Source organism: Streptomyces sp. CO7 (assembly GCF_053474865.1).
In genome coordinates, this window is the sequence record NZ_JBRIOU010000003.1 from 49,022 (window position 1) to 60,123 (window position 11,102).

The 11,102-nt window shown below is 73.4% G+C and carries 11 protein-coding genes; 6 read left to right on the forward strand and 5 right to left on the reverse strand.

The features are described from left to right. Positions 1–78: 78 nt before the first annotated feature. Positions 79–729 carry an HNH endonuclease family protein gene (locus ACOV8S_RS10085; RefSeq protein WP_448317454.1) on the reverse strand — a complete coding sequence of 217 codons (651 nt, stop codon included), beginning with the start codon at positions 727–729 and terminating at the stop codon, positions 79–81. Between the two features lie 396 nt (positions 730–1,125). On the opposite strand from ACOV8S_RS10085, the gene ACOV8S_RS10090 reads away from it, so the two are divergent. Beyond that, on the forward strand, positions 1,126–1,707 hold the full coding sequence (locus ACOV8S_RS10090; RefSeq protein ID WP_448317455.1) for a TMEM165/GDT1 family protein: 582 nt from the start codon (positions 1,126–1,128) through the stop codon (positions 1,705–1,707). A 155-nt stretch (positions 1,708–1,862) separates the two neighbouring features. Continuing rightward, positions 1,863–2,528 carry an HAD-IA family hydrolase gene (locus ACOV8S_RS10095; RefSeq protein ID WP_448317456.1) on the forward strand — a complete coding sequence of 222 codons (666 nt, stop codon included), beginning with the start codon at positions 1,863–1,865 and terminating at the stop codon, positions 2,526–2,528. 352 nt (positions 2,529–2,880) lie between these two features. Here the strand turns inward: ACOV8S_RS10095 and ACOV8S_RS10100 are convergent, their stop codons facing one another. Continuing rightward, complete coding sequence (locus ACOV8S_RS10100; protein WP_448317457.1) at positions 2,881–4,059, reverse strand: peptidoglycan-binding protein; 1,179 nt, start codon at positions 4,057–4,059, stop codon at positions 2,881–2,883. Positions 4,060–4,441: 382 nt separating this feature from the next. Here ACOV8S_RS10100 and ACOV8S_RS10105 point away from each other — a divergent pair, with 382 nt between their 5' ends. From ACOV8S_RS10105 to ACOV8S_RS10115, 3 genes are all read left to right on the forward strand, one after another. Next, the gene (locus ACOV8S_RS10105) at positions 4,442–6,433 is read left to right on the forward strand and encodes a DHA2 family efflux MFS transporter permease subunit (RefSeq protein ID WP_448317890.1); all 1,992 of its coding nucleotides are present in this window, start codon (positions 4,442–4,444) and stop codon (positions 6,431–6,433) included. Positions 6,434–6,576: 143 nt separating this feature from the next. Beyond that, positions 6,577–7,254, forward strand: a complete 678-nt coding sequence (locus ACOV8S_RS10110) for a hypothetical protein (RefSeq protein WP_448317458.1) — start codon at positions 6,577–6,579, stop codon at positions 7,252–7,254. 3 nt (positions 7,255–7,257) lie between these two features. Beyond that, positions 7,258–8,469: a hypothetical protein gene (locus ACOV8S_RS10115; protein WP_448317459.1), complete on the forward strand. Its 1,212-nt coding sequence runs from the start codon at positions 7,258–7,260 to the stop codon at positions 8,467–8,469. A 22-nt stretch (positions 8,470–8,491) separates the two neighbouring features. Here ACOV8S_RS10115 and ACOV8S_RS10120 read toward each other — a convergent pair whose 3' ends face one another. Continuing rightward, complete coding sequence (locus ACOV8S_RS10120; protein ID WP_351115837.1) at positions 8,492–8,890, reverse strand: DnaJ family domain-containing protein; 399 nt, start codon at positions 8,888–8,890, stop codon at positions 8,492–8,494. Positions 8,891–8,992: 102 nt separating this feature from the next. On the opposite strand from ACOV8S_RS10120, the gene ACOV8S_RS10125 reads away from it, so the two are divergent. Next, entirely contained in the window at positions 8,993–9,385 is a 393-nt protein-coding gene (locus tag ACOV8S_RS10125; RefSeq protein ID WP_448317460.1) for a hypothetical protein, read from the forward strand. 45 nt (positions 9,386–9,430) lie between these two features. Here ACOV8S_RS10125 and ACOV8S_RS10130 read toward each other — a convergent pair whose 3' ends face one another. Beyond that, positions 9,431–10,102 carry an O-methyltransferase gene (locus ACOV8S_RS10130; RefSeq protein ID WP_448317461.1) on the reverse strand — a complete coding sequence of 224 codons (672 nt, stop codon included), beginning with the start codon at positions 10,100–10,102 and terminating at the stop codon, positions 9,431–9,433. A gap of 127 nt (positions 10,103–10,229) precedes the next feature. Next, positions 10,230–10,928, reverse strand: a complete 699-nt coding sequence (locus ACOV8S_RS10135) for a hypothetical protein (RefSeq protein ID WP_448317462.1) — start codon at positions 10,926–10,928, stop codon at positions 10,230–10,232. Positions 10,929–11,102 lie beyond the last annotated feature (174 nt).

Sequence of the window (11,102 nt, forward strand, 5' to 3'; positions counted from 1 at the left end):
CACCAGCTACCTGGCGAGCTGCTGATCAACCCGCCCGGCCCGCCCGGCCGGGCCGGCCGGGCGGGCCGGGCGGGTTGATCAGCAGCTCGCCAGGTAGCTGGTGAGCGCGCTCTTCTCGGCGGAGTCCACCGAGAGGTTGTAGTAGTACTTCACCTGCACCCAGGCGCGCACGTAGGTGCAGCGGTACGCGGTGCGGGACGGCATCCAGGTGCCGGGGTCCTGGTCGCCCTTCGCCTGGTTCACGTTGTCGGTGACGGCGATCAGCTGCGGGCGGGTGAGGTCGTTGGCGAACGCCTGGCGCTGCGCGGTGGTCCAGTTGCGGGCGCCGGAGTCCCAGGCCTCGGCCAGCGGCACCATGTGGTCGATGTCCACGTCGGAGGCGAGGCTCCAGGTGGCGCCGTCGTAGGGCGAGTACCAGCTGCCGCTGGTGGCGGCGCAGGCCGAGTCGGTGACGACGCCCGAGCCGTCGCGCTTGAGGACGGTCTCGCGGGTGTTGCAGGCGCCGCTGACGGTGATCCAGTGCGGGAAGAGGTCGCGGCTGTAGCCGGTGCGGACCTCCGTCTGGACCGGGAGGGCGGCGAGGTAGCTGCGGGCAGTGGTGGCGCTGACGGGCGTGGGGAGGGCGGCGGAGGCGCTCGGGGCGGTGAAGAGGCCCAGCGAGGCGAGAAGCCCGGCCAGCGCCGTGACTATGCCGAACCGGCGGCCGTGACGCGCGTAGAACTTGGGCATGCGAAGTCCCTCGAGTGGTGGGGATGCGAAACGCGGACGGACGGCATGCTCTTCGCGTCACGTTGCCGGCGGATGAGCAGCCGGTGAGAAGGTAGCGACGGGTACATGCCACGACAAGAGGCCGGAGGCGGTTCCGGCGGGTTCGCCCGGATGATCACCCCGCACGTTCACGTACGATGGGGGCAGCGGAAGGGGAGTAGCCCTACGCCGGGACCGTCGACATACTGCTCAGCTCGCTGAGCCGGCGCCCGGAGGCCGTGGACCGGTGTGAACCGGAACGGCCGGCGAGACCTTCGGCAAGCAGTGCATACCCGTGTGCATCCGTGTGTGCTGCCCTGCCGAGGTGTTCGCGATCGCGCAAGCTCTCGGCGGGGTGGCCCGACCGATTGAGGAACTGTGATCAGCATTGGTGTGACGGCGCTCGTCTTCGGCGTCGTCTTTCTCGCGGAGCTCCCCGACAAGACCGCCCTGGCCGGTCTGGTGCTCGGGACGCGTTACCGCGCCTCCTACGTCTTCGCCGGTGTCGCGGCGGCCTTCCTGGTCCACGTGGTGCTCGCCGTGGCGGCCGGCAGCGTGCTGACGCTGCTGCCGCAGCAGATCGTGCACGCGATCACCGGTGTGCTCTTCCTCGGTGGCGCGGCGGTGCTGCTGTTCAAGAAGGGCGAGGACGAGGAGGAGGTCCGCAAGCCGGAGAACCAGTCCTTCTGGAAGGTCTCCGGAGCCGGTTTCATGCTCATCCTGGTCGCCGAGTTCGGCGACCTCACGCAGATCATGACGGCCAACATGGCGGCCCGGTACGACGACCCGCTGTCGGTGGGCCTCGGGGCCGTGCTGGCGCTGTGGTCGGTCGCCGCGATCGGCATCGTGGGCGGCAAGGCGCTGATGAAGAAGGTGCCGCTGGAGCTGATCACCAAGATCGCCGCCGTGGTCATGCTGGGCCTGGGTCTGTGGAGCCTGTGGGAGGCCGTGACCGGCTGAGCCGAGGGTTGGCGTGTCCACATCGTGGACCCCGGGCTGGCGTGGAGCGCGACGGTTTTGTATCGTTGAGGAACAAAGTGGTTCCCGCTCGTCACCCCCTGACCGGCGGGCGGGGCCACCTTGGTTTTTCTCCCTCGTGTCTGGAGCCGTGCCGCATGGGTGCCGCCGTAGAACTGTCCGTACGCGCCCTGCTGCTCGACATGGACGGGACCCTCGTCAACTCGGACGCCGCGGTCGAGCGCGTCTGGCGCCGCTGGGCCGCGAACCATGGGCTGGACGGCGACCTCGTGATGAAGGTGGCGCACGGCCGCCAGGGGTACTCCACGATGGCGCTGATGCTCCCCGACCGTCCGATGTCGGAGAACTACGCCGACAACACCCGGCTGCTGGCCGAGGAGACCGCCGACACCGACGGTGTGGTGGCCGTGCCGGGCGCCCCCGAGTTCCTCGCCTCGCTGCGGGACGTCCCGCACGCCCTGGTCACCTCGGCCGACGTGGGTCTGTCCACCGCGCGCATGGCGGCGGCCGGGCTCACGGCGCCGGAGATCAAGGTCACCGCCGAGGACGTCGCCGTCTCCAAGCCGGATCCGGAGGGCTTCCTGAAGGCGGCCGCGGAGCTGGGGATCGCGCCGGAGGACTGCCTCGTCTTCGAGGACTCCGAGGCCGGGATCGCCGCGGGCAAGGCCGCCGGGATGCGGGTGGTCGGGATCGGTCCGCGGGCGCGCGCGTACGCGCCGGACGTGGTCGTGCCCGACCTGCGGGCGATCCGGGTGTCCCACGCCGCCGACGGTTCGGTCCTGGTCAGGGCCGAGCAGGGCTGACGCCGCCGCTTCTCCGACCGTGCGGGACAGCGGCAGCCCGCCCGACGGCGAGGGGTCGCAGGACGTACGAAACCGCGTGACCGCGCGAAACCCGCGTGACGCCGCGAAGGACCGTGTGACACGCCGCGCGCGGCACCGCGGAAGCCCGCGACGCGGGCCGCGTGCCGTCGCGCCGAACGGGCAGGCCCATGAGGGCGCTGCCGATCGACCAACCGGGCCCGGCCCTTCACCGCCCGCCGGCCGGGCCCGGTTTTCCACCTCTCCGCCGCTGCCGCTGCCGCCGTCTCCGGTGGTTCAGCGGCTCCCCGCCAGGTGGCGGCCGGTCAGCGGCTCCCCGCCGGGCGCCGGTGGGTCAGCGGCTCCACGACGAGCGGCCGTCGCGCTGTCCGTCGTCGTCCCGCTCTCCGTCGTGGCGGCCGTCGGAGTCGCCGTCGCCGCTGGTGATGGCCTCCAGCGCCGCCCGGGTGGCCGCACCGTAGACGCCGTGCTCGTCATCCTTGATGCCGTTGATGTACTGGAAGGCGCTCACCGCGTTGCGCACCTGGTCGTCGTAGCGCCCGTCCGCCCGGCCGCCGTAGAGCCACAGTTCCGCGAGGCGGCGCTGGAGCTCCACCACCTCCGGGCCGCTGTCCCCGGGGCCCAGCGAGCCGGAGACCGGCGTGGTGCCGCTCTCCGTGCCGTCGGCGGGCCGGGAGGGCGAGGCGCTGGAACGTTCCGGCTCGGGGGACCGCGAGACGTCCGCGGAACCCGACGGGTCGGCCGAGACCTCGGCCGAGGTGCTCGGCGACGGGGAGGGCGAGCCGCTTCGCGTCGCCGCGGCCGCCGGTGAGCCCCCGGTCGCCGGATCGGTGTCGTCCTGGGTCGGGTCCACGTCCGGCACGCTCGCGCGCTGCGGCATCGAGGTCGTCCGGGACGGCACCTGGTAGGAGAACAGCCCGCTGGTGACGCCCGCGATCACCGCGCCCACGCCCACCACGGACCCGGCGGTCACCATGGCGACCCGGCGCCTGGGCGTCCGGCGGCGGCGGTGCGCCCCGCGCGCCCCGGCGTCCTGTCCCGCCTCCGGCTCCGCGTTCTCGGCATCCCCGGCCTCGGGCGGCTCCGCCCCGGCGTACGCGGGCCCGGGGCCGGAGGCGCCCGCCGCACCGAGCGCGCCGTGCGGCGGGTGGCCGTCCGGGTCCTGCGGGGCGGTGTGCGCCTGGTACGGGCCGTGGCCGCCCCCCGTCGCCGGCTGCTCGGGCGGCAGGGGGCCCGCGAGGGTCACCTCGGAGTCCCTTGCGGCGACGATCTCCCCCTGGATCACCCGCGGCTCCCCGGCGGGCGCCGCGCCGGACGGTCCGCCGGAGGTCCCGCCCAGGCCGACGTACGGCCTCACCCGCAGCGGGTCGAAGTCCTCGGCCTCGGCGGTCTCCCGCTCGCGCGCCTCACGCAGCGCGTCCGCGGCCTGCAGCGCGCAGGCGCAGGACGGGGTCCGGTCCGCCCGGCGCGGCGTACCGCACCCGGGGCAGTCGTTCCCCTGGTTCTCGTTCACGCGACGGTCCCCTCCCCTGTAAATCTCCCGTGATTATGCAGATTTTCGGACCACACGAATACGCAGCCCCGTAATTCCCGGCCGTCCCGGAGGACTCAACAGGCCATAACGGGTCACTCCGGCCACGATGGATGTGTAGGTCGAGAGCCCGGGAGGACCCATGGCCGACGACGCACAGCGGAGGGCCGACGGCGACGGGGCCCGTGCGGGGCACGCGCGCTCCGGTTCGGGGCCGCCGCACGAACGGCAGGCGTCCCCGGCCGTCGCCCAGGACGCGGAGCACCTTCCGTACTCCGCCGACCGGCCCGGCCCGCCCGGCGACGGGGACCCGCACCTGCACGGCGGCGTCCCCGAGGAACCGAGCCACGTGGCGCCCAACGTGATGGTGTCGATCGGCGCGTTGCTGCTGGGCATGCTGCTGGCCGCGCTCGACCAGACCATCGTCTCGACCGCGCTGCCCACCATCGTCAGCGAACTCGGCGGCATGGAGCACCTGTCCTGGGTGGTCACCGCCTACATGCTGGCCGCCACCGCCGCCACTCCGCTGTGGGGCAAGCTGGGCGACCAGTACGGGCGCAAGCGCCTCTTCGAGACCGCCATCGTGATCTTCCTGGTCGGCTCCGCGCTCTGCGGGATGTCGCAGAACATGCCTCAGCTGATCGGCTTCCGGGCCCTGCAGGGACTGGGCGGCGGCGGCCTGATGGTGCTGGCCATGGCCATCGTCGGCGACCTGGTGCCGCCCCGTGACCGCGGTCGCTACCAGGGGCTGTTCGGCGCCGTCTTCGGCGCCACCAGCGTGCTCGGGCCGCTGCTGGGCGGACTGTTCACCCAGCACCTGAGCTGGCGCTGGGTCTTCTACGTCAACCTGCCGCTGGGCGTCGTCGCGCTGGCCGTGATCGCCGCCGTGATGCACATCCCGCGCCGGCGGGAGAAGCACCGCATCGACTACCTGGGCACCCTCCTGATCGCCTCGGTCGCCACCTGCCTGGTGCTGGTCACCTCGCTGGGAGGCACCACCTGGGCCTGGGGGTCCTGGCGGATCGTCTCGCTCGCGGTGCTGGGCGTGGTGCTCGCGGTCGCCTTCGTCGCCGTCGAGCGGCGGGCCCAGGAACCGGTGCTGCCGCTGAAGCTCTTCACCATCCGCACCTTCAGCCTGACCGCCGTGATCAGCTTCATCGTCGGCTTCGCCATGTTCGGGGCGATGACCTACCTGCCGACCTTCCTGCAGGTCGTGCACGGCATCTCGCCGACCATGTCCGGCGTGCACATGCTGCCGATGGTGGTCGGCCTGCTGCTGGCCTCCACCGCCTCCGGGCAGGTGGTCAGCCGCACCGGGCGCTGGAAGGTGTTCCCGGTGGCGGGCACCCTGATCACCGCGCTCGGCCTGGTCCTGCTGCACCTGCTGGACGCGAACAGCTCGACCTGGGTGATGAGCGCGTACTTCTTCGTCTTCGGTGTCGGTCTCGGCCTGGTCATCCAGGTGCTGGTGCTCATCGTGCAGAACGCGGTGTCCTACCAGGACCTCGGCGTCGCCACCTCGGGCGCCACGTTCTTCCGCTCCATCGGCGCCTCCTTCGGCGTGGCGGTCTTCGGCACGGTCTTCGCCGGACGCCTCGAGAACAAGCTGATCGACGCCTTCAACGGCGTCACGCTGCCGCCCGGGGTGACCGTGGACGGCCTGAAGGCCGACCCGCGCGGCATCGGGGCGCTGCCCGCCGCGCTGCGCGACCGGGTCCTGGGCGCCTACTCCGACGCCATCACGGACGTCTTCCTCTACGCCGCCCCGGTCGCCGCCCTGGCGTTCCTGCTCGCCCTCGCGCTGCGCGAGGACCCGCTGCGCGGCTCGGTGACCGCACCGGACGGCACGGAGACGCTGGCCAGCAACCCCGTGTACCGCTCCTCCCGCGACGAGGCGGCGCGAGGGCTGTCGGTGCTCGCCAGCCGCGAGGGACGGCGCGACGTCTACCGGGGGATCACCGAACGGGCCGGCTACGACCTGCTGCCCGCGGCGAGCTGGCTGCTGCTGCGCACCCGCCGCCACGGATGGACCGAACCCGCCGTGCTGGCCGAGTACAGCAAGGTACCGCTGGAGCGCATCATGGCGGCCGGACGGCAGGTCGAGGAGCGCGGCCTCGCGGTCCGGCGCGGGATCGACCTCGAACTGACGCCCGCCGGGCACGAGGTGGCCGACCGGCTGTCCCAGGCGCGCGAGGAGTCCATGGCCGAACTGCTCGGCGACTGGTGGGGACCCGACCGGCCCAGGGACCTCATCCAGCTGGTGAAGGAACTGAACGGCGAGCTGTCCGGATCGGACGCCGAACGTCCGCGCCGGGCCGGCGGCTCGACCTCGCACCGCTACTGGCGGGCCGCCTGACGGACACCGGGGAGCCCCCGCGAGCGCGTCCTCCCGCCTGCCCTGCCACGAATGCGCCGTTTGAGCGATGAGGCCGAGGCAAGACGAACGGGACGAAGCGGTCCGCGTGCAGAGCGGGCCGGGAGCGACCCCGGAAGGCATCCATGTCCAAAGGCGTGATCATCGCTCTGATCGTCATCGTGGCCGCCGTCGTACTGATCGCGGCCTTCCTCGCCAAGTCCCGCAACGCCAACGGCGGCCGGAACCTGCGCAGGCGATTCGGGCCGGAGTACGAACGCACCGTCGCCCGGCACGACGGCGACACCGGCGCCGCAGAGCGCGAACTCTCCGCCCGCGTCGAGCGCCACGGTCAGCTGCGCACGCGACCGCTGGAGCCGGCCGAGCGCCAGCAGTACGAGACTCGATGGGCGGCCGCGCAGGAGCGCTTCGTCGAGTCGCCGCGCGAGGCGGTGGCCGAGGCCGACCGACTGCTCGCCGAGGTGGCCGCCGGCCGGGGCTTCCCGGGCGGCAACGACTACGACGAGCAGGTCTCCGCGCTCTCCGTCCACCACCCGCACCACGTGAACGGCTACCGGCGCATCCACCGCGCCGCGCTCGCCGCCGCGGGCGGCGCCGCGGACAGCAGCTCGGCCACCGAGGAACTGCGTGAGGCCCTCGTCGAGGCCCGAGCGCTCTTCGACGAACTGATCCACGACCGCGGCCACCGCACGGGCTCCACCACCGGCGCCCGCGACACCCACGGGCAGCACGAGCGGAACGGCGGCACGACCCGGTCCCACCTGCCCGGGGCCCTCACCCGCAACCACGCGAAGGGGAGCTGACGCATGAGCGACCGCATGACAGACCGCATCACCGAACGCCTCACCGGCCGTACCCACGACGACCGCACCACCGGGCACGGGACCGACGGCACCACCGACGGCGCCCACCGCACGACCGACGGGCAGCACACCGACGGGCAGTACGCCGACGGCCACGGCGCCGACGGGCAGCACACGACGGGCCACAACGGCGACGGGCACTACGCGGCCGGCCAGAACGGCGGCCAGTACGGCGACAGTCCGTACGGCACGCAGAACGGCGACGGCCGGTACGGTCACGGCGCGCAGGACACCGCCGTCACCCCGGTCCGCCCGCTCAGCGACCCGGGCGTCCCGCCGACCACGGACAACCACGACCTGCGCGACGAGCGCGACCGGTCGGCCGGCCAGGGCATCAAGGACGGCAAGATCTTCCAGGACGGCCACGACACCACGGACGGCCTCGGCGCGCGGAGCGGCCAGGGCACGCCGGGCAGCACCGGCGCCGCGGGCACCGGCGCCGCGGGCACCGGCGCCCACAGCGTCGGCACGGACGACCTCGGCGCCCGGGGCGCCGGCGTCCCCACGACGGACTCCTCCACCACGGGCACGCAGGACACCCTCGGCGCCCACACCGCGGCCCACACCACCTCGCACGGCACGGGCGCCGCGGTCGGCGGGCCGTTCGGCGGCGTCACCGGTGCGCACGACGGGCAGCACGGGCACAGCGACGCCGCCCTGGGCGACCCGTCCTACGGCGACACGTCCCACGACGCCACCACGCACGGCGCCACCAGCCATGGCACCGCGACCCATGGTGACAGCACCCACGGTGACAGCACCCACGGCTCCGGCACCCATGGAGGCGAGACGGCCCACAGCGGTCTCCCCCATGGTGGCGGCGCACATGGCGGCAAGCACCACACGGACGACGGCCCGGGCGAGACCCTGCACCGGCTGTTCCCGCACGAGGACACCGACAAGATGTCCACGCGCCTGCACCACGTGGTCGGCGGCTTCGTCGATGAGCCCCGTGGCTCGGTGGCCGAGGCCGAGAAGGTCCTGGACGAGGTGTCCGAGCGCCTCACGTCCTGCCTGGCCGCGCGGCGCCGCACGCTGCGCACCGCCTGGCACTCCCTGGGCGACGAGACGGCCGACCCGGCCGCCGACACCGAGCAGCTGCGGCTGATCCTGCGCGACTACCGCGAGCTCACCGAGCGTCTGCTGCGCCTCTGACCCACCCGCCGCACCGCACAGCTCATCCCCGCCGGGCCCGCCGCTCGGCCAGCACGCCCTCCACGTCGAAGGGCTTGCGGCCGAGCGGCGGGCCCGGCGGCGGCTTGTACATCATGTCGCGGATCCGGACGTTGACGTCCTCGAGGATCTTGCGCGCGGCCCGCTCCGACGGCGCGTCCAGCGCGGCCTCGTAGGCGTCCTCCGCCTCCTTGCGCAGGGCCAGCGCCGGGGGCAGCACGGACAGGCCCTCACGGGCCATCTTCCGCTTCACCCACCACAGGTCGTCGTGCGTGGCGCCCAGGTCCGGCAGGGGCTTCCCTGCACCCGGGAGATCGGCGAACTCCCCGCGGGCCTCCGCCTCGCGGATCTGCCGGTCCACCCAGGACTCGAAGTTCACACCCGGCGGCTTGCGATCGGTCATGCGTCCATTGTCCAGGAGAGGCCGACCGGGGGACGAGCGGCATCCGGCCGATCTATCATCGGCACCGGTCCCCGCCCGTACGCACCCGAGGAGCTGAGCGCAGTGCTCGAACTGACCATGGCGGCCGTCTCCGGCACCGACGAGGGCGCCACGGCCGGCATGCAGATGGCCGACGCGCCCAGTGCCCCCGGCTCGGTCCTGCGCGTCGGCCGTGACAAGGCGGTCTGCCGGCTGGGCACCCCGTCGGACTGGCTGTTCGTCTCGCGGGTCCACCTCGAGTTCCAGTACGGGTCCGACGGCGCCTGGCACCTGACCTGGCTGCGCGGCTCGCAGCCGGACCCCTCCTCGGAGGTCGGCGTCCTCATGGGCGGCGTCGCCCACCCGGTGCCGTACGGGGGCTCCGTCGCCCTGCCGCCCGGCGGTTCCGGCGAGGTCGTCGTCCAGGACCGCACCTCGCCCCGCAGCGTCAACGTGGGCTTCTACCACGAGGTGTGACCGGGCGGGGACGGATACCGCACCGGCCGGGATGCGGGCGTTCCGTCAGGAGAGCACCCGTGCCAGTGCGAAGCCGTCCCAGCCCTTGGCGCCCACGGTCTGCAGCGCGGTGCCGCTGAGCCGGGGGTGCCCGGCGATCAGCTCCAGCGCCTCGCGGGTGCCGCGGACGTCCGGCGCGTCGCTCCCGGCGTCGGCGACACGGCCGGCGCGCACCACGTTGTCGACGACGATCAGACTGCCCGGCCGGGTGAGCCGCAGCGCCCACTCCACGTAGCGCGCGTTGTTGACCTTGTCGGCGTCGACGAAGACCAGGTCGAACGGGGGCCCGTTCTCGGCGGCCAGCCTCGGCAGCGACTCCAGCGCCGGGCCCACCCGCACCTCCACGACGCCGTCCAGGCCCGCCCGGGCGAGGTTCCCACGGGCGATCTCCGCGTGCCTCTCCTCGTACTCCAGCGTGACCAGGCGGCCGTCGGCGGGCAGGGCACGCGCCATCCAGATGGTGCTGTACCCGGCCAGCGTGCCGATCTCCAGGATGTTCCGCGCGCCCTGCGTCTCGGCGAGCAGGCGCAGCAGTTTTCCCGCGCCCGCCGAGACGCCGATCGGCGGCAGACCCGCCGCCTCCGCGTCGCGCAGCGCCGCGGCCAGCGCCTCGTCCTCGGGTGCGAGCAGGTGGGACAGGTAGTCGTCGACGTCGTTCCAGCGAGCCGATTCGCTCATCGGGCGTGACCCTTCCTCAACGATGCGGAGCGGGCGGGCGCGCCGTGCGCCGACCCTTGCGAGGATTGTCGTCCGGCCGGGCCGCCCCGGGCGGGAGCGCCGCCGGTGTACCGGCGCTCCGCACGGGTCAGTCCTGGACGCGGCCGAAGCGCGGGCCGGAGGAGTCGGTGGTCACCTCGTAGTCGGCGACCCTCCCGCCCTCACGGATCGTCCGGCAGACGTGCCCGGTGGGGGCCTTGTCGTCGACGGCCTCGGCGGCCGGCATCTCCTCGCAGCTCAGCGTCATGCCGGCGGACCCGCCGAACTGCTTCCAGAACTCGTGGTGGACGCGCTCGGCGACCAGCAGCCGCTTCTTCGGCTCGGCGCGGTACGGGGTGAGGATGTCGCCCTCCTCGTAGGACGCGCCGACGGTGACGGTGTAGGGGATCTCGACGCCCTCGTAGGTCACCGTGCACGCGCTGGAGGCGCTCGCCCGCCGGGTGACGCCGTCGGGGCAGACCGCGGTGGTCCTCCCCTCCACCAGGGCCTCGCTGAGCAGGTCCCCCTGGAGCGCGTACTCGACCTGGCTGACGAAGTCGGCTCCGCTGCTCGGTTTTCCGGGCGGGTCCTCCATGTCGGAGCCGCTCGTGGCCACGCCCTTTTGGGGGCCGGTGATCCGCACCGCCAGCGGGCCGGTGTCCGCGGTGGAGCGGGCCGACGCCGGGCCGGAGGCGGCTCCCGGCCTGTCCGCCGGGTCGCCCGTGGCCGCATCGTCCTCGGGGCCGCAGCCGGCGGTCAGCAGCGCGGCTGCCGTGACGCCCAGGAACAGTCGGGGAATTCGTCGCATGGCCGAAACCCTACAAATCCCTCCGACGCGGCGGGGCGGAAACGGGGCGCTGTTACACCGCCGTCCCCGGGCCTTCAGGGCGCCCCAGGTCATCGCCGCCGCGCGGCCCGGCACGGTTCGGCGCCCGGACGTTCGTCACCGGACCGGGACGGGGGCGGGCGGTAAATCGGTTGG